The organism is Shewanella saliphila (assembly GCF_014648295.1).
Taxonomy (GTDB): domain Bacteria; phylum Pseudomonadota; class Gammaproteobacteria; order Enterobacterales; family Shewanellaceae; genus Shewanella; species Shewanella saliphila.
Map to the genome: position 1 here is coordinate 1 of NZ_BMQV01000019.1, position 17,115 is coordinate 17,115.

At 42.7% G+C, this 17,115-nt stretch carries 21 protein-coding genes and 1 pseudogene; 10 read left to right on the forward strand and 12 right to left on the reverse strand.

The window, feature by feature from the left end; translation table 11 throughout:
- A pseudogene (locus IEY48_RS20425) lies at positions 1–182 on the forward strand (hypothetical protein); the annotation flags it as partial.
- On the opposite strand, the gene fdx reads toward IEY48_RS20425, so the two are convergent.
- The 9 genes from fdx to trmJ all read right to left on the reverse strand — a co-directional run bounded on the left by fdx (position 169) and on the right by trmJ (position 7,321).
- Positions 169–504: an ISC system 2Fe-2S type ferredoxin gene (gene fdx / locus IEY48_RS10550; protein WP_188920057.1), complete on the reverse strand. Its 336-nt coding sequence runs from the start codon at positions 502–504 to the stop codon at positions 169–171. The pseudogene IEY48_RS20425 and the gene fdx sit on opposite strands and share 14 nt — an antisense overlap.
- A gap of 8 nt (positions 505–512) precedes the next feature.
- Positions 513–2,372, reverse strand: a complete 1,860-nt coding sequence (hscA, locus tag IEY48_RS10555) for a Fe-S protein assembly chaperone HscA (RefSeq protein WP_188920060.1) — start codon at positions 2,370–2,372, stop codon at positions 513–515.
- A 64-nt stretch (positions 2,373–2,436) separates the two neighbouring features.
- Positions 2,437–2,961, reverse strand: a complete 525-nt coding sequence (gene hscB, locus IEY48_RS10560; RefSeq protein WP_188920063.1) for a co-chaperone HscB — start codon at positions 2,959–2,961, stop codon at positions 2,437–2,439.
- 48 nt (positions 2,962–3,009) lie between these two features.
- A complete protein-coding gene (iscA, locus tag IEY48_RS10565) occupies positions 3,010–3,333 on the reverse strand; it encodes an iron-sulfur cluster assembly protein IscA (RefSeq protein WP_188920066.1) in 324 nt (107 codons plus the stop codon).
- 20 nt (positions 3,334–3,353) lie between these two features.
- On the reverse strand, positions 3,354–3,737 hold the full coding sequence (iscU, locus tag IEY48_RS10570) for a Fe-S cluster assembly scaffold IscU (protein ID WP_188920068.1): 384 nt from the start codon (positions 3,735–3,737) through the stop codon (positions 3,354–3,356).
- A gap of 32 nt (positions 3,738–3,769) precedes the next feature.
- Positions 3,770–4,984: an IscS subfamily cysteine desulfurase gene (locus tag IEY48_RS10575; protein WP_188920071.1), complete on the reverse strand. Its 1,215-nt coding sequence runs from the start codon at positions 4,982–4,984 to the stop codon at positions 3,770–3,772.
- Between the two features lie 82 nt (positions 4,985–5,066).
- Complete coding sequence (gene iscR, locus IEY48_RS10580; protein WP_160054303.1) at positions 5,067–5,528, reverse strand: Fe-S cluster assembly transcriptional regulator IscR; 462 nt, start codon at positions 5,526–5,528, stop codon at positions 5,067–5,069.
- 231 nt (positions 5,529–5,759) lie between these two features.
- Positions 5,760–6,581, reverse strand: coding sequence for a serine O-acetyltransferase (gene cysE, locus IEY48_RS10585; RefSeq protein WP_188920073.1), 822 nt, complete (start codon positions 6,579–6,581; stop codon positions 5,760–5,762).
- A gap of 17 nt (positions 6,582–6,598) precedes the next feature.
- Positions 6,599–7,321, reverse strand: a complete 723-nt coding sequence (gene trmJ, locus IEY48_RS10590) for a tRNA (cytosine(32)/uridine(32)-2'-O)-methyltransferase TrmJ (RefSeq protein ID WP_188920186.1) — start codon at positions 7,319–7,321, stop codon at positions 6,599–6,601.
- 149 nt (positions 7,322–7,470) lie between these two features.
- On the opposite strand from trmJ, the gene suhB reads away from it, so the two are divergent.
- The 9 genes from suhB (at position 7,471) to IEY48_RS10635 (ending at position 14,997) form a co-directional block, all read left to right on the forward strand.
- Positions 7,471–8,274 (forward strand): inositol-1-monophosphatase, encoded by an 804-nt coding sequence (gene suhB / locus IEY48_RS10595; protein ID WP_188920075.1) that lies wholly within the window; start codon positions 7,471–7,473, stop codon positions 8,272–8,274.
- 160 nt (positions 8,275–8,434) lie between these two features.
- Complete coding sequence (locus IEY48_RS10600; RefSeq protein ID WP_188920079.1) at positions 8,435–8,845, forward strand: phosphate-starvation-inducible protein PsiE; 411 nt, start codon at positions 8,435–8,437, stop codon at positions 8,843–8,845.
- A gap of 183 nt (positions 8,846–9,028) precedes the next feature.
- Positions 9,029–9,331: a PilZ domain-containing protein gene (locus IEY48_RS10605; RefSeq protein ID WP_188920087.1), complete on the forward strand. Its 303-nt coding sequence runs from the start codon at positions 9,029–9,031 to the stop codon at positions 9,329–9,331.
- Positions 9,332–9,431: 100 nt separating this feature from the next.
- Positions 9,432–10,100 carry an AAA family ATPase gene (locus IEY48_RS10610; RefSeq protein WP_188920090.1) on the forward strand — a complete coding sequence of 223 codons (669 nt, stop codon included), beginning with the start codon at positions 9,432–9,434 and terminating at the stop codon, positions 10,098–10,100.
- Positions 10,087–10,431, forward strand: a complete 345-nt coding sequence (locus IEY48_RS10615; protein WP_188920093.1) for a replication protein RepA — start codon at positions 10,087–10,089, stop codon at positions 10,429–10,431. Before IEY48_RS10610 ends, IEY48_RS10615 begins: the two co-directional genes overlap by 14 nt.
- Before the next feature lie 103 nt (positions 10,432–10,534).
- Positions 10,535–12,211: a sensor histidine kinase gene (locus IEY48_RS10620; protein WP_188920095.1), complete on the forward strand. Its 1,677-nt coding sequence runs from the start codon at positions 10,535–10,537 to the stop codon at positions 12,209–12,211.
- The gene (gene btsR / locus IEY48_RS10625) at positions 12,208–12,918 is read left to right on the forward strand and encodes a two-component system response regulator BtsR (RefSeq protein WP_188920097.1); all 711 of its coding nucleotides are present in this window, start codon (positions 12,208–12,210) and stop codon (positions 12,916–12,918) included. The genes IEY48_RS10620 and btsR overlap by 4 nt, the downstream gene beginning before the upstream one ends.
- Before the next feature lie 165 nt (positions 12,919–13,083).
- Positions 13,084–14,544, forward strand: a complete 1,461-nt coding sequence (locus IEY48_RS10630; protein WP_188920099.1) for a carbon starvation CstA family protein — start codon at positions 13,084–13,086, stop codon at positions 14,542–14,544.
- A 108-nt stretch (positions 14,545–14,652) separates the two neighbouring features.
- A complete protein-coding gene (locus tag IEY48_RS10635) occupies positions 14,653–14,997 on the forward strand; it encodes a VF530 family protein (protein ID WP_188920100.1) in 345 nt (114 codons plus the stop codon).
- A 76-nt stretch (positions 14,998–15,073) separates the two neighbouring features.
- Here IEY48_RS10635 and IEY48_RS10640 read toward each other — a convergent pair whose 3' ends face one another.
- From IEY48_RS10640 to IEY48_RS10650, 3 genes are read right to left on the reverse strand one after another with little or no spacing between them, the layout of a single operon-like run.
- Positions 15,074–16,000: a hypothetical protein gene (locus IEY48_RS10640; RefSeq protein ID WP_229786402.1), complete on the reverse strand. Its 927-nt coding sequence runs from the start codon at positions 15,998–16,000 to the stop codon at positions 15,074–15,076.
- A gap of 20 nt (positions 16,001–16,020) precedes the next feature.
- The gene (ribA, locus tag IEY48_RS10645) at positions 16,021–16,629 is read right to left on the reverse strand and encodes a GTP cyclohydrolase II (RefSeq protein WP_188920102.1); all 609 of its coding nucleotides are present in this window, start codon (positions 16,627–16,629) and stop codon (positions 16,021–16,023) included.
- A gap of 37 nt (positions 16,630–16,666) precedes the next feature.
- The gene (locus tag IEY48_RS10650) at positions 16,667–17,023 is read right to left on the reverse strand and encodes a YibL family ribosome-associated protein (protein ID WP_188920104.1); all 357 of its coding nucleotides are present in this window, start codon (positions 17,021–17,023) and stop codon (positions 16,667–16,669) included.
- Positions 17,024–17,115: the final 92 nt, after the last annotated feature.

Here is a 17,115-nt window from a genome sequence, read left to right on the forward strand (position 1 = left end):
TCCTTCAGACCCTGCCGTTGGCCAGCAACGCCCTTGCCATTCGGATTATCTTCCCCTCAGTCGGGGTGATTCAGGTTTCTTTCAACCTGACGGGTTTGCCAGCTTCGCTGGGCAAACAAAAAAGGGTAATGACATTATCATTACCCTTTTTACTATCCAATACGTTGTTTAGCCTTCGCTAACCATGTTAATGGTGTATTTAGGAATATCAATCACCATATCGCAGTCAACCACTTTAGCTTGGCAAGACAAGCGGCTTTCAGGCTCTAAACCCCATGCTTTATCTAGCATGTCATCTTCAAGCTCATCACTTTCTTCTAGTTGGTCAAAGCCTTCACGCACAACCACATGACATGTAGTGCAAGCACATGACTTCTCACAAGCGTGTTCGATGTGAATACCGTTACGCAGTGCAACATCTAAAATGGTTTCACCAATTTCTGCTTCAAGTACTGCGCCGTCAGGACAAAGCTCTTGATGGGGTAAAAATACTAACTGTGGCATTATTTCACCTATATGTTTTCGACCGACTGCCCTTTTAGCGCCGATCTAATAGAATTATCCATGCGTCGTGACGCAAAATCTTGAGTTTGTTCATCTAAATTAGCAATGGCTTTCTCGATTGCATCAACATCATCTTGTTGTGCTGTTGCTGCTAGCTCAGCAATGGCAGAAGCTAATTGCTGACGCTCTTGCTCTTCGAGTAAATCACCGTCTTTAGCCAGTGCAGCATTGAGCGACTCAATAACACGTGCGGCTTCGACTTTTTGCTCAGCCAGCATACGACGAGTGATGTCGTCTTTTGCGTGCTTCATTGAATCTTTAAGCATGGTGGCAATTTCAGTGTCAGACAAACCAAATGAGGGTTTAACCTGAATGGTGGTTTTCACCTCGGTTGATTTTTCCATCGCGGTAACACTTAACAGGCCATCGGCATCGACTTGAAACGTCACACGAATATGCGCAGCACCCGCAGCTAACGGTGGAATACCGTAAAGCGTAAACCGGGCCAATGAACGGCAATCTTCAACCAGTTCACGCTCACCTTGTACCACATGGAATGCCATCGCAGTTTGACCGTCTTTAAACGTAGTAAACTCTTGCGCACGGGCAACCGGGATTGTGGTATTACGGGTTACGACTTTTTCAACCAGTCCGCCCATGGTTTCTACACCAAGCGATAATGGAATGACATCTAACAATAACAAGTCTGATTCAGGTTTATTACCCACCAAAATATCAGCTTGAATTGCAGCGCCAATCGCCACGACGCGATCAGGGTCAATGGAGGTCAGAGGGGCTTTTTTAAAGAAGGCTTCGACTTGCTCGCGCACTAACGGTACACGCGTTGAACCACCCACCATGACGGTTTCAATGACTTCATCAACACTCACGCCAGCATCACGTAAAGTACGGCGGCAACTGCTAATGGTCTTTTTAACTAATGCGCTAATCAGTTCATTAAATAACGATTTATCAACTGAAGTCGTTAATGTTTGATTATCAATCACCACACTAGCATCAGTGCTGTCATTTTCTGTTAGGGCTTCTTTAACACGACGTGCTTCAATTAATAACTGACGCGCCAACTGATTGTTGGGCTCAGTGATATTCCACACTTGTTGTAAATGGCTCACTAATAGATGATCAAAATCATCGCCGCCCAATGCAGAATCACCGCCAGTGGCCAATACTTCAAAGACACCACGATTTAAACGCAGTACTGAGATATCAAAGGTACCACCACCTAAATCATAAATCGCAATCACGCCTTCTTGCTTAGAATCTAATCCGTAAGCAATCGCAGCAGCTGTTGGCTCATTGAGTAAACGCAGTACCTTGACGCCGAGTAATTCAGCCGCATCTTTTGTGCCTTGACGTTGAGCATCATCAAAATAGGCCGGCACGGTAATCACAATACCTTGCAGCTCGCCGCCTAACGTTGTTTCTGCTCGAGCAATTAACGGCTTGAGAATTTCTGCTGACACTTGTACAGGGTTAACCTGGCCCATTGGTGTGCTAAATACAGGTAAACCGTTTTCACTTGCGTGTAATGCATAAGGTAATTTATGAACGCCCGATTGCACATCAGCCAAGCTTCGGCCCATAAAACGTTTAACCGATACAATAGTGTTTTGTGGATCTAACGCTGATTTTGCTTGGGCTTCATAACCCACTTGCACAGCTTCTTCACCATAATGCACTACCGACGGTAATGAATGACGGCCATCGTCATCTTCTAGGGTCGATGCAAGTCCGCTTCTCACTGTGGCCACAAGTGAATTAGTGGTGCCAAGATCGATCCCCACAGCCAAACGATGTTGGTGCGGTGCGGCGCTTTGGCCAGGTTCTGCAATTTGCAACAGTGCCATAGTGTTCCAACTTGTTGTGTTATTGACCAGCATTGCTAGTCATAAAATTTAATGTATGCCTTACTTAGTCAAGCAAACTATCTTCAATGCGGCTTAACTCATCTTGCAATTTTGCCATAAACTTAAGCTTACGTATTTGATCTGCTGCTAATAATGCGTCAGTTTGATCGTTTGAGGCGAGTAACGTGGCTAATTGAACCGATAACGATGATTCAAATTCGCTGAAAGAGTCGTATAACTCGTCAATTAAGTCTTGTGGTTGCTGGCTATGCTGGATGTCTTCTAATGCTTCACGCCACTCCATTTGCTGCATTAAAAATGCACCATCTTTTAGGGTGGTGGTTTCATGGCTTAATTCAATGCCACGTAAACTCAACATGTGCTCAGCACGACGTAAGGGATTTTTAAGCGTTTGGTAGCCATCGTTAATTTGCGCTGTACGTTGTACAGACAACATTTTTTGTTGTTCAGTATCGTTGGCAAATTTATCGGGATGTACCGCCCGTTGCAGCTCGCGGTAGCGCTCTGCAAGTAAGGCGGTGTCGATATCAAAGGCAGGTTCTAGATTAAACAGATCGAAATAATTCATGGGCAGATATCATGCTTACTGTTTTCGATAAAACGGCTCAGGTAATGTTTAAACGGTAAAGCTTTCACCGCAACCACATTCGCCTTTTGCATTCGGGTTATTAAACTGAAAACCTTCATTTAGGCCTTCTTTGACAAAGTCGAGTTCAATACCTTGCAAATAAATAAAGCTTTTAGCATCGATGATGATATTAACACCATCGATGTTATAGACTTCATCATCGTCATTGAGTTCGTCAACAAACTCAATAACGTATGCCATACCTGAACAACCTGATGTTCTCAATCCAAGGCGTAAACCTAAGCCTTTGCCGCGGTTAGCAAGAAACGATCTGACTCGGTCTGCTGCCGCTGGTGTCATTGAAATAGCCATCTACACTCCAGGTCTAAGTCTTACTTAGCTTGCTTACTTTTATACTCTTCAATTGCTGCTTTAATGGCATCTTCAGCCAAAATTGAACAATGAATTTTAACCGGTGGCAATGCAAGTTCTTCAGCGATATCAGCGTTTTTGATTGTTGCTGCTTCGTCGACACTTTTGCCTTTAACCCATTCAGTAACCAGTGAGCTTGATGCAATCGCACTACCACAACCGTAGGTTTTGAATTTTGCATCTTCAATAATGCCATTAGCACCAATTTTAAGTTGCAGCTTCATTACGTCACCACAAGCTGGCGCACCAACCATACCGGTGACTACTGATGGATCGTTCTTATCAAATGAACCTACGTTACGTGGGTTTTCATAATGATCGATTACTTTTTCGCTATAAGCCATGATATTGCTCCTAAATCTTTGTCGTTAAACGATTAATGATGTGCCCATTGAACCTGGTTCAAATCGATACCATCTTTGAACATCTCCCAAAGAGGAGACATTTCACGTAACTTATCAATAGATTCAGTTATCGTTTTAATAGCATGTTCAATTTCTTCATCGGTAGTAAAACGACCGATAGAAAAACGAATTGAGCTGTGAGCCATTTCATCGTTTAAACCTAAAGCACGTAAAACGTAGCTTGGTTCTAAACTGGCTGAGGTACAGGCTGAACCTGAAGAAACGGCTAAGTCTTTCAGTGCCATCATTAGCGATTCGCCTTCAACAAAGTTGAAGCTTACGTTAAAGATGCCGCTGTAGCGCTGTTCCATATCACCATTGATATAGGTTTCTTCAATATCTTTGATGCCATTCCATAATTTGTCACGTAAACGAGTGATGCGTGCACCGTCTTCAGCCATGTCTTGCTTGGCAATGGCCGCAGCTTCGCCCAGACCAACAATTTGGTGAGTCGCGAGAGTACCACTGCGCATACCACGCTCGTGTCCACCACCGTGCATTTGAGATTCAAGACGAATACGTGGCTTACGACGAACATATAATGCGCCGATACCTTTAGGGCCATACATCTTATGACCAGAAATCGAAATTAAATCTACTTTAGTGGTTTGCACATCAATCGGTAATTTACCTGCGCTTTGCGCAGCATCCATGTGGAAGAAAATACCTTTTGAACGACATAACTCACCGATAGCATCGATGTCATGTACTACGCCAATTTCGTTGTTAACATGCATGATGCTAACTAAAATGGTGTCATCACGCATGGCCGCTTCTAAACGATCCATTGGGATGATGCCATTGGCTTCTGGCTCAAGGTAAGTGACTTCGTAACCTTCACGCTCTAACTGACGGCAAGTATCTAACGTTGCTTTATGTTCAGTTTTACTGGTGATGATGTGCTTGCCCTTTTTATTGTAAAAATGAGCAATACCTTTAATAGCGAGGTTACTAGATTCTGTCGCACCAGAAGTGAAAACGATTTCGCGGTGGTCTGCATTAATCAAGTCAGCAACTTGATTACGGGCAATATCAACTGCCTCTTCAGCTTGCCAACCATAACGATGTGAACGCGATGCTGGATTACCAAACACGCCGTCCATTGTCATGTGTTGCACCATTTTTTCTGCGACACGCGGATCTACAGGGGTTGTTGCGGCATAATCTAAATAGATAGGAAGCTTCATAACACACTCCGTACTTAGCAGTCTCAGATGAGGCTACATACAACGTACAAATAATAATTATTTATCAATCAACATAGTTGAGTTACAAACTCACTCTATGTTCCTTTTGCATTTCGTCTTGCTTTAACGAGATAAATTGAACATCGCGTTTTTGCATTAAGCCTGCAAGCGAAATACCATCTAAAAACTCAGAAATTTGTTTACTTAAGTCGCCCCATAACGAATGGGTTAGGCAACGAGTGCCACTTTGGCAGTTACCTTGTCCTTGACAGCGAGTAGCATCGACTGATTCATCAACGGCATGCACGACCATACCAACTGAAATATCAACGGCTTCTAAACCTAAACGATAACCACCACCGGGTCCACGAACACTCGACACTAGACCATGTTTACGTAACTTTGCGAAGAGTTGTTCAAGATAAGACAAAGAAATACCTTGTCTCTCAGAAATATCGGCTAAGGGCACTGGGCCTGCAGCTGAGTGAATAGCAACATCTAACATAGCTGTCACTGCATAGCGACCTTTTGATGTAAGTTTCATAACTTGTACTGCTCCCAAAAAGTATGCAGTAATTTCATCATACCCGAGTAATTTAGTCAAGTATTAATCCGACTAAATAACTCAGGTATTAAGGTATTTGATATAACAAAAAGGTATCGGTTTTCGCCGGGCTATTTAACCTTTTTATCCGCTAAGATTCAATGCCGATAAGGTAATTAATCGCATTATCGGCTATTTTTTTGACCTGTATCTACAATGACTTAGTTATGGTTAAATACTTGGATCAAACTTATCGATATCTTGCTTACGATTACTGGCTGCATTTCGCTCTGCTTCATCGAAGGCATCAACGGTTAATTCTGGTAACTTTTTAGTACACACCTCACCGCCCATTTGTTGAATGGACTGGCATACCTCTTGAAGTTTAGAATCCATTAAATGCATATGATCAAGCATTTGGCCTATGGCATTTGCCACCGGATCAGGATTATCAGGCGACACAGCGTAAGCATCAAAGCCATACTTTTTGGCCATTTCTGTGCGGCGCTCAGTTTTTTCTTTTGACTGGTTAGTGGGTGATGCAACCACTCGGCCAGGGATCCCCACCACAGTGTGATCGCTTGCCACATCTTTTACGACTACCGAATTTGAACCAACCCGCGCACCATCGTGCATCGTAATGGGGCCTAATACTTTTGCACCCGCGCCAATCACCACGTTATTACCTAACGTTGGATGACGTTTACCTGCTTGCCAGGTCGTTCCACCTAAAGTCACACTGTGATAAAGCGTACAATCATCACCAATCTCAGCGGTTTCACCTATTACTACGCCCATGCCGTGATCGATAAAGAAGCGTCGACCTATTGTTGCCCCAGGATGAATCTCAACCCCAGTTAACCAACGTGAAAACGTCGATAAACAGCGCGCAGTAAAATGCCATTTTGCTAACCACAATTTGTGGCTCACTCTATGTATCCAAATGGCATGCATACCCGGATAGTTAAATAAAATCTCGAGGGTACTGTTTGCAGCAGGATCACGATGGTAAATCGACTCGATGTCTTCTTTCATTCTAGCAATGACGGCCATGGGGTGTTCCTTATGGATTAGTCTTGTTTGTCCATTTTCTTATCAACAGAACTCAAAATACCACGAAGAATATTCATTTCAGGCGCTTCAATTCGCGCACGAGTGAATAAACGACGCAGTTTAGTCATCACTTGACCAGGATGATTTTTTATCACAAAACCCGTTTTCGATAAGGTTGACTCTAAATGCACAAAAAATCTATCAAGCTCAACTGTCAACGGATACTCTTCAGCTTCTGCTGGCGCTTCTGTCTGGGCTAAATGCGCCACACGCGTTTCATAACAGATAATCTGTACCGCTTGCGCTAAGTTGAGTGAACTGTATTCAGGGTTAGCAGGTATCGCCACATGATATGTGCATTGCTGAAGTTCTTCATTGCTTAACCCATGGTTTTCACGGCCAAATACAATCGCAACGGGACCATTCAAACACTCTTGGGTCAGCTTTTGCCCTGCTTGACGCGGGTCGAGCATTGGCCAATCCAAAGTACGGCTACGCGCACTAGTGGCAATCACTAAACTGCAATCTGCAATGGCATCTTGTAATGAGTCAACTCTAGTGAGATTTTTTAAAATATCTGACGCACCAGCAGCAAGAGCAATTGATTGGCCATCTGGCTCAACTCGAGGCTCAGCAAGGTATAAGTTTGATAAGCCCATGGTTTTCATCGCTCTTGCAGTAGAGCCAATATTGCCAGGATGAGACGTTCCAACTAAAACAACACGAATATTACTGAGCATGTACCACTTTCTTTCAACAAAAAATATTGCTCGCATATTAACACAGTCATTTTTATTACGTTATATGAAAATCTGCATTTGATATAATTGTTAAATTGAGTATAATGCGGGCGCTATTTTACTCGTTCTTTAACATCCAGGGGATTGCAATGCATCCGATGCTGACTATTGCCACGCGCGCTGCACGCGCTGCGGGCCAAACTATTATGCGCGCCTATACTGAACTTGACCGTGTTGAGGTTAGTAGTAAAGGTATTAATGATTTTGTGACTAGTGTAGACAAGGAAGCAGAAGCAACTATTACTTATCAAATTCGTAAATCTTACCCAGATCACACTATCGTGGGCGAAGAAGACGGTGAAAACCGTGGCGACAACAAAGATTACGTTTGGATAGTTGATCCTTTGGATGGCACCAACAACTTCGTTCGTGGTATTCCTCATTTTGCGGTTTCTATCGCAGTTCAATATAAAGGCAAAATTGAAGTTGCCGTTATTTATGATCCTGTTCGTGAAGAATTGTTCTCTGCCGTTCGCGGTAAAGGCGCAAAGTTAAACGAATTCCGTTTACGTGTAACCAATGTCAATGACCTAAGCAACACCATTATTGGTACTGGCTTCCCATTCAAGGCACGTCAACACACCGAAAGCTATATGGCTATTTTAGGTGAAGTCTTCCCACAATGTGCTGATTTACGTCGTGCAGGTTCTGCTGCATTAGACCTTGCGTACGTTGCTGCTGGCCGTTTAGATGGTTTCTTTGAAATCGGCTTAAAGCCATGGGACATCGCTGCAGGCGACTTAATTTGTCGTGAAGCTGGCGGTACCGTGACCGACTTTATGGGCGCTCACAATTATATGACTTCAGGTAACATTGTTGCCGGTAGCCCAAAAGTAACCACGCAGCTAGTGAAAACGATGCGTCCGTTACTGAACGATGGGTTAAAGCGTTAAGCTAATACCTCAATACGACACGTATTCATAAAACCGCTAATAGCAGCAATGCTATTAGCGGTTTTTTTATCTTTGAATTTGTTAAAGTTGAGCCTGATCACTGGGCAAATATTCAAAACTCGTTGATAATACAGATTCATTTGCTCAAAGAATAACAACTATGCCATTACATAAAGCGAAAGAGTTAAGCATCAAATCCTTAAAGAGCTTTGAACACCTAGTCTTGTTCATCATTGCTCTGGCCACCTTATTTGCCATTGGCGAAGAAATTCTCCACATGATTGACATTCGTACCGTTGAATTGGCAGATCTGTTATTGCTGTTTATTTATCTCGAAGTCCTGGCCATGGTGGTTAACTATATTGAGTCAGGCAAGTTGCCCATCCGCATGCCACTGTACATTGCAATTGTGGCATTAGCGCGATACCTGATTTTAGACATGAAGGGGATGGAAGACTGGCGCATATTGGCCATATCATTATCCACCATAGTATTGGCGTGTACTGTGATTGTGATCCGTTGGGGGCAAATCAAAATGCCTTACCCTAAAAACCAAGATTACGACAGTTAACAGCTCAGTAGCGACATCGATAACAACGTCTAATCTGGTTTTTGAGTTTACTACAAGGATAGCTTAGCGCTTGCTTAACAAAGCATTTGTGCTAACAATATGGTTAAGATAAAACATTAAGCCATTTAACGTGGCAGACAATGATGCATTATTTCAGTGTTTTGATATTCAAGGAGCGACACTATGGGCCAAGAGCCAACTGGATTTGATGAAAAACGCGGTTCACTTCGAGTCGATATGGAAGCTGAGCGAGTGCGTTTGGACTGGATAAACACCAAAGGTGAGTCTTGCCAAGATCATGGAATTTGTATCGATTTAGCCCGTAAAGGTATTTTGTTTGATTTTAAAGCCGCATTTAAGCTCGGTGACTTAGTGGCGGTGACATTTAATGAGAATACCCCTAAGCAAAATACCATTAAAGGCCAAGTGTGCCGATGCACAGAATGTCATGCACAAAGTTACCATATTGCACTTCAATTAATTTAAATCATTGAATATTTCATGCAGTCTTAGTGGGCTGCTCTATACTCAATAAATAACCAGCATCAACTATTTGCAGCGTTAGTTAAGCATAGAGGACCCAAACATGATATTGCTCGTTGGTGGAGAAAAAGGGGGTAGCGGTAAAAGCTGCTTAGCCCAAAACCTTGCGGTGTATATTACCCAAAAATTTGATGCCAATGTGTTGATGGTTGATTGTGACCCACAGCGAACCACATCTGATTGGATCCAAGCTCGTAACAATGACCCCAGCTTAAAAGCTATTAACTGTATTCAACTCTACGGCAAAATCCGTAATGACTTATTAAGTTTGGACGAGCGCTTTGACTATGTGATTGTTGATTGTGGTGGCCAAGATAACTTAGCCATGCGTGCGGCTATGTCAGTCGCCACTTATGTGGTCATTCCATTACGGCCTAAACGCCGTGATTTAAAAACCTTACCGCACATGGAAGACATGCTAAGCACCTGTAAAATGGTAAACCCTAAAATGGTGGCGTCGATTGTTATCACCCAATGCCCTGCTCTGCCATCACAAGCTAAACGTATTTTAGAAGCTAAAGAAGTCGTACAGTCTTTTGGATTACGCGCCCTAAACTCTGTCACCTTTAGTCGTAATATCTATGATGACAGCGAAGAAAGTGGCTCTTCAGTATTAGAAATTGAATCCGATGGCAAAGCGGCCGACGAGATACGTGCCATCGCCGATGAGCTTTTTGCCATTCCGCCAGAAAACCGTTATGAGTTTAACTGATCTTAAGCGCAAGAAGCTCAAAGACACGCGTAACAAAGTGTCCGTCGATGAGTTTATTGAAGACGCCAATAACTATGCTCAAGGTAAAACTGCGGGGCAAAATCCGCCAGGGCAAACCACGGCGCAATTTCTTAAAGGGCTCGATAAAAAGAGCACTAAAATTTACCGCCATGCCACGTTTACCCTGACCGAAAAAAGTATTTCACAACTTGACGAAATAGCTAAAACCACCAAAATAGCTAAATCAAAAATCCTTAGAGTGTTGATAGATGAGTTTTATCAGCAGCAAGACACGGCTCAATTAACCATATTGAGTAAGTCGTCACGTTAACGGTGTTTCATTTCACTTAATATCATTCACCCATGCTAATTTAGCTACGCCACTTAACTTCGATTGGGGTAACTCAACCGTTATCATTATCTTGTGAGAACTCATGTCGCTGATTTTATTACTCACGCAACAAATGTGCGTGTACCTCGTTATTGTGTATTTGGTAAGTAAAACGCCGCTATTTAAGTTATTTGCCGAAAGCTCAAAACGTTTACCCCACAAAGTCTTTATTTATGTGGTGTTTTCGCTGTTTTGTATTCTGGCAACCTATTTTGGTGAACAAACCACCGGCGCGATAGCCAACACCCGAGCAATGGGCGCCGTGTTAGGCGGACTACTTGGCGGACCGGTTACTGGTTTCTTTGTGGGCTTAACAGGTGGCTTGCACCGATACTCTATGGGCGGCTTTACCGATCTGGCTTGTGCAATTTCAACAACACTCGAAGGATTATCTGCCGGTTTATTCAGTTATTATTTAAAAAAACTTGGCAAAGAAGAGTCGCTATACAACCCTGTCTGGGTTTTTATGGTGACATTTGCGGCCGAGTTATTACAGATGAGCCTGATTTTGCTCATTGCCAAACCGTTCGATCAAGCCTGGGAATTGGTTTATGTGATTGCTCCTCCCATGCTATTAATTAACTCTTTGGGCGCGGCCATGTTTATGAGCATAGTGCGCGACCAAAAAACCATGTTCGATAAATTATCTTCAAGTTTTTCAACCAATGCCCTAAAAATTGCTGAGCGCAGTGTCGGTATTTTATCGAAAGGATTTAATGAAGAGTCTAGCCAAAAAGTGGCGCAAATTATCATTGAAGAAACCCGAGTTGGAGCAGTAGCGATTACCGACCGACACAAACTATTAGCCTTTATTGGGATTGGCGCCGACCACCATCTGCCCAATACGCCGATTTCATCAAAAATCACCTTAGACGCCATCGCTCAAAACAAGGTGATGTTTGCCGACGGCGTTGACACAACTTACGCTTGTTCCATATCAACTCATTGTAATCTTGGTTCAAGTTTAGTTATTCCCTTGCGCAGTAACGACGAAGTTGTTGGCACCATTAAACTGTATGAGCCTAAAAATAAGCTGTTTCTTAACATCAACCGTACTTTGGGTGAAGGTATTGCCCGTTTGCTGTCCAATCAGATTTTATATGGCCGCTTTGAACAGCAAAAAAACTTATTGATGCAAGCCGAAATTAAATTACTCCACGCCCAGGTTAACCCCCATTTTTTGTTTAATGCTTTAAACACCATTGGCGCAATTATTAGCCGTGACCCACCCATGGCCAAAAAGCTGATTAAGCAATTGTCGCAATTTTTGCGCATCAACCTCACACGCACCACAGGCTTGGTGACCCTCGCTGATGAGCTAGAACATATCGACGCTTATCTCGCCATTGAGCACGCCCGTTTTATCGACAAACTTAAGGTGAGTATTGCTATTCCCGCCATTTATCATCACCACAAAATGCCAGCATTTACTTTGCAGCCGTTAATCGAAAATGCGGTTAAACATGGTACTTCATTGCTGCTCGATGAAGGCGTGATAAAGGTCGAAGCCAGCACCGACGGCACAGATTTGATCCTCAGCGTTACCGACAATGCTGGGTTATACCAACCCTCAACCAATACTGAGGGATTAGGGATGAACCTCGTCCATAAACGATTACAAAATCTTTTTGGTGAACGATATGGTATCGAGGTTCACTGCAAAACAGATGAATACACTTGTGTACAAGTGCGTATTCCCCTTGAAGAGGCCACATTATGATCCGCTGTTTAATTATTGATGATGAACCCTTTGCTCGTCAGGAAGTGGCTGATTTGCTTGATAAATATCCAGACTTTGACGTGTTAGGTCAATGCGGTAATGCCATTGAAGCTTTACAACAAATTAATCAACATAAGCCAGACTTAATCTTTGTTGATATTCAAATGCCGCGGATCAACGGTATGGAATTAATCGCCATGCTCAACCCAGAACAAATGCCACGAGCGGTATTTATTACCGCCTTTGATGAATACGCCGTAAAAGCGTTTGATAACAATGCATTCGATTATTTATTAAAACCGATTGATGAAAAACGCTTTAATCAAACCCTCGATAAAGTGCGTAGTAATATGACACCACAACCGATGGAAAACATATTACCCAGCCAACTGGCTCACTTACCTTGCTACATTGGCAGTAAACTCAAAGTGGTCACCACCACCGATGTTGAATTTATTGTCAGTGATGTGGGCGGTATTCATGTTCACTCAAATAGAGGGGTGTCTCACACTCAGCTCACCCTCAAAGTATTAGAAGAAAAAACGTCGTTATTTAGATGCCATAAACAATATCTACTCTCAGCAGATGCGATATCAGAAATTGAAATCACCGACAGCGGCGCAGAAGTCACCACTCACACAGGCGCTAAAGTGCCGGTATCACGTCGCTACCTTAAAGAGTTAAAGCAATTACTGGGGTTTCAGTGATCAACTTTATGCGTGATATACAGCACGCTTTGCTTAACGATAATACGGATTAAGGGGGTTATTTACCGCTTACACCATCAAATTGACCTGTTACTGAGTTTCGTCCCCATTGTTCACAGAGATACTTTAACCTTGTCTTACTATATTTATGGGGAGATATAAAAAATGACTTGGTTTCTACTCTGCGTTGGCTTACTCATCGGTGGGTATTTTATTTACGGGGCTTTTGTTGAAAAAGTATTCGGCATTAACACTCAAAGACAAACACCTGCTTTTACCCAAACGGATGGCGTCGATTACGTGCCAATGTCTAAAGGTAAAGTGTATTTAATTCAGTTATTAAACATTGCCGGTGTCGGCCCTATTTTTGGCCCTATTTTAGGCGCATTATATGGCCCAGCAGCCATGTTATGGATTGTATTTGGTTGTATTTTTGCCGGTGCCGTGCACGATTACTTCTCAGGTATGCTATCGGTGCGCAACAATGGTCAATCGGTACCTAATTTAGCCGGTAAATACTTAGGTAAAAACGCTAAACACTTTATGAATCTGTTTGCGATTATCTTATTACTGTTAGTGGGTGTGGTCTTTATTTCGGCGCCTGCAGGCTTATTAAGCAAATTAACAGGATACGATGCCGCTATCTTTGTTGGGGTCATTTTCTGCTACTACTTAATCGCGACCATCGTACCAATCGATAAAATCATCGGTCGTTTTTACCCATTCTTTGGCGCGTTATTAGTGTTTATGTCAGTGGGCCTAACCATTGCATTAATGCTGTCATCTGAACACACCATGTTACCTGGTTTTGTTATGGGTGATTTCTTTACCAACCTTAATCCTAACGATATGCCATTATGGCCAGCGCTGTTCATTACCATTGCATGTGGTGCCGTATCAGGGTTCCATGCAACTCAATCACCATTAATGGCGCGTTGTGTTGAAAACGAATCCAATGGTCGCTTTGTGTTCTTTGGTGCCATGATTGGTGAAGGTGTTATCGCGTTAATCTGGTGTGCCATTGCATTATCATTCTTTGGTGGTGTTGAAGGTCTTAATGCCGGTATGGCGGGTAACCCTGCAAACGTAGTATACGAAGCATCTAACGGGTTACTTGGCGCATTTGGTGGCTTCTTAGCAATTTTGGGTGTTATCGTACTGCCAATTACCTCTGGCGATACCGCATTTCGCTCTGCACGCTTAATCTTGGCCGAGTTCTTTAACATCAAACAGGTTCAGTTACCAAAACGTCTTTTGTTAGCCATTCCATTATTTGCTATCGGTGCGGTATTAACTCAAGTCGACTTCGGTATTATCTGGCGCTACTTTGGTGTCGCTAACCAAACCACAGCGGTACTGATGCTTTGGACTGCTGCGGCTTACTTACTTCGTCATAATAAGTTCCACTGGATTTGTACTGTACCAGCGATGTTTATGACCTGTGTTGTGATTAGCTTTATGTTGAACTCATCAACCTTAGGTGCAGGCTTACCCATGACAGTATCGACAGTGGCAGGTATTGTGACTACAACAATTGTTGCCGCACTGATTATCATTAAAACCAAAGGTAAAGGTAATATTGATTCAGATGATGAAGACAACATCACGCTAGCAAACGAGCAATAATCTTCCCCTCATGATAAAACGGCAGCCTCGGCTGCCGTTTTTGTGTGGATATCACTTTCGTTGTTATACAGGTATAATATCGACAAACTTAATTAGCTCAAACGGTCCATGACACAAGCAAACAACCCTCTTCACGGCATTAAGCTGGAAACTATCGTCACCGAACTTGTTGAAAAATATGGTTGGGAAGAATTAGCTTCTAGAATTAACATTATGTGTTTTAAAGAAAACCCAAGTGTTAAGTCGAGCTTAAAGTTTTTACGTAAAACCCCTTGGGCACGTGACAAAGTTGAATACTTGTACCTTAAAGCCAATAAGCTACCATTACCGCCCCCTAAAGATGACTCTCGCAGAGCCGCAGCCAAGCCGCAATTTGCCGCTAAAAAATCGACCGCTGAGGGAGCAGAGACTCCAACAAAACCGGTTAATGCCGACATTTGGGGAAATGGATAATACTAAAAGCAAAAAGTGCTGATAATTCAGCACTTTTTTAAGTTTTCGATAGCACGGTTATAATCACACGCTCACTTTACAACGGAAACTCAAAGATCAAGCGCCACACCTTTAACCCACCACCCACTTGATAACTCAGGCCTAAACGATCAAATTCAACACTGTCTAACCCAATAGCAGCCAATGTTAACGGTTTTGAAAACGCCAACGTCGTTCCGACTTCGTACGTATATGACGTCAATACATTATCGCCAACAGGTGTAACAAACTTTAGCTGATCAAAATACCAATGTCCGGCGGCAAAAAAGCGCGGTTCAACGCGAGTATCATTCCATGTCCAATCATAATTAACACCAAAATCAACTCCGGTTTTAAATACCGAATACCCTTCAGTGCTGTCGTTTTGATTACTTTTATAACCAGCATAATAAATACGATTAACCCATACAGGGCTATATTCAGGAGAGTTAAAACGGTATTGAGTCGACAAGCCAGTCGAAAATATCCCTACATGGCTATGGGTTGAAAAATTATGGCCGTAACCTAAATCAACATAACTTTCGATGGTTAACTGCTCGTCCACCAGCCAATGGTATTCAATGCCAGGGGTAATGGTAATTGTCCCGACACTTTTAGGGAAACTGCCGCCCGGCAAATCATTAAACGAGTAATCAAAAAAGCCTAATGAAGCGGTTAAACGCAGTTTCAATATATGCTCGTCAGAGTGGTCTAAATCAAACCCTAACGGCACATTAACAACGGCGGCGCTTTGACCAGAAGTGCGGTAAATACCGCTACCAAGGTAATTGGCAAACGCATAATGAGAGGCATCGGGTTCAGAGCTGATAAGTTCATCGGCTACAGCATGATGGCTCATGCTGTTCAAACCGATAATGGCACATATTGATAAAACCTGGCGGTTTAGCGCGGGGAAAGCAAACGTTGATTGACTCAATGGTGATAAATCCAAATGCCAAAGATGACGTTCTGGTTTCATTGCCATATGATTAGCGTTCGTTTTGCTTATTCATCGTTGAAATGATGTTCAGACATCATATGGCCAAGCTCAGTTGACTTGGTTTTTAAATATGACTCATTGTAACGGTTTTTGCCCACTTGCAATGGAATACGCTCAACCACTTCAATGCCCACATTTTGCATGGCCATCACTTTACGTGGGTTGTTGGTCATTAGGTTGACTTTTTCTACGCCAATTTGTTTAAGCATAGGCGCTATCATGTCATATTTACGCATGTCAGCCTCAAAGCCTAAACGCACATTGGCTTCAACCGTATTAGCACCAGCATCTTGTAACTCGTAAGCACGAATTTTATTAAGCAAGCCAATACCGCGGCCTTCTTGACGTAAATACAGTAAAAAGCCTTGGCCTTTTTCAGCAATACTTTGCATCGCAGATTGTAATTGGAAACCACAATCGCAACGCAAACTGAATAATGCATCACCCGTTAAACACTCTGAATGAATTCGGCCCAATATAGCTTGATTAGGATCAATTTGACCAAATGTCAGCGCAACATGTTCTTTACCTGTAGCGGTTTCTTCAAAACCGTGCATATCAAACACACCCCAAGGAGTGGGTAATTTAGATGTTGCGATATATTTTATCGACATGAATTAACCTTACGACAACTAACTGTAAAAGATTTAATTAAAATTTAGCTGGAGCAAAACCAGTCACTTCTGAAATGCCCATTTCACGACCTAGTGCCGTTAAAGGATGCACAACAACCAAGCCTTTAACAGACTTATTTAATTTGCCCATATCAGCTTGTTCAGCTTTCGTTAGCACGCGCTTAAAACCAAGCGTTTTTAACGCAGTACCTTCTTTGCTTAACTGGCGAGTTTGCTGACCTTTAATGCTGGCAATACGCTTAGTGACAGTGGTAATTTCTTTCTTAAACTGCATGATAACCGCAGTATCACCGCGTTGTTCAGCCGCAACAAGCTTGCGACGAAACTTGTCTAATTTATCATTTAATGTTTGCAGTTCTTGCTTTAAATTCATTTGAATACCTTAAATACTTTGGTGTGTTTAGTGAAAGGCGACTTTATTGTGCCGATACAACACCTTTTCGGACGCAGATTATATACCCAAAA

Excerpts from the sequence above, each read along its gene's own strand:
- fdx (WP_188920057.1), bottom strand. The coding sequence starts at position 504 with ATGCCACAGTTAGTATTTTTACCCCATCAAGAGCTTTGTCCTGACGGC.
- hscA (WP_188920060.1), bottom strand. The coding sequence starts at position 2,372 with ATGGCACTGTTGCAAATTGCAGAACCTGGCCAAAGCGCCGCACCGCAC.
- hscB (WP_188920063.1), bottom strand. The coding sequence starts at position 2,961 with ATGAATTATTTCGATCTGTTTAATCTAGAACCTGCCTTTGATATCGAC.
- iscA (WP_188920066.1), bottom strand. The coding sequence starts at position 3,333 with ATGGCTATTTCAATGACACCAGCGGCAGCAGACCGAGTCAGATCGTTT.
- iscU (WP_188920068.1), bottom strand. The coding sequence starts at position 3,737 with ATGGCTTATAGCGAAAAAGTAATCGATCATTATGAAAACCCACGTAAC.
- IEY48_RS10575 (WP_188920071.1), bottom strand. The coding sequence starts at position 4,984 with ATGAAGCTTCCTATCTATTTAGATTATGCCGCAACAACCCCTGTAGAT.
- iscR (WP_160054303.1), bottom strand. The coding sequence starts at position 5,528 with ATGAAACTTACATCAAAAGGTCGCTATGCAGTGACAGCTATGTTAGAT.
- cysE (WP_188920073.1), bottom strand. The coding sequence starts at position 6,581 with ATGGCCGTCATTGCTAGAATGAAAGAAGACATCGAGTCGATTTACCAT.
- trmJ (WP_188920186.1), bottom strand. The coding sequence starts at position 7,321 with ATGCTCAGTAATATTCGTGTTGTTTTAGTTGGAACGTCTCATCCTGGC.
- suhB (WP_188920075.1), top strand. The coding sequence starts at position 7,471 with ATGCATCCGATGCTGACTATTGCCACGCGCGCTGCACGCGCTGCGGGC.
- IEY48_RS10600 (WP_188920079.1), top strand. The coding sequence starts at position 8,435 with ATGCCATTACATAAAGCGAAAGAGTTAAGCATCAAATCCTTAAAGAGC.
- IEY48_RS10605 (WP_188920087.1), top strand. The coding sequence starts at position 9,029 with ATGGGCCAAGAGCCAACTGGATTTGATGAAAAACGCGGTTCACTTCGA.
- IEY48_RS10610 (WP_188920090.1), top strand. The coding sequence starts at position 9,432 with ATGATATTGCTCGTTGGTGGAGAAAAAGGGGGTAGCGGTAAAAGCTGC.
- IEY48_RS10615 (WP_188920093.1), top strand. The coding sequence starts at position 10,087 with ATGAGTTTAACTGATCTTAAGCGCAAGAAGCTCAAAGACACGCGTAAC.
- IEY48_RS10620 (WP_188920095.1), top strand. The coding sequence starts at position 10,535 with ATGTCGCTGATTTTATTACTCACGCAACAAATGTGCGTGTACCTCGTT.
- btsR (WP_188920097.1), top strand. The coding sequence starts at position 12,208 with ATGATCCGCTGTTTAATTATTGATGATGAACCCTTTGCTCGTCAGGAA.
- IEY48_RS10630 (WP_188920099.1), top strand. The coding sequence starts at position 13,084 with ATGACTTGGTTTCTACTCTGCGTTGGCTTACTCATCGGTGGGTATTTT.
- IEY48_RS10635 (WP_188920100.1), top strand. The coding sequence starts at position 14,653 with ATGACACAAGCAAACAACCCTCTTCACGGCATTAAGCTGGAAACTATC.
- IEY48_RS10640 (WP_229786402.1), bottom strand. The coding sequence starts at position 16,000 with ATGGCAATGAAACCAGAACGTCATCTTTGGCATTTGGATTTATCACCA.
- ribA (WP_188920102.1), bottom strand. The coding sequence starts at position 16,629 with ATGTCGATAAAATATATCGCAACATCTAAATTACCCACTCCTTGGGGT.
- IEY48_RS10650 (WP_188920104.1), bottom strand. The coding sequence starts at position 17,023 with ATGAATTTAAAGCAAGAACTGCAAACATTAAATGATAAATTAGACAAG.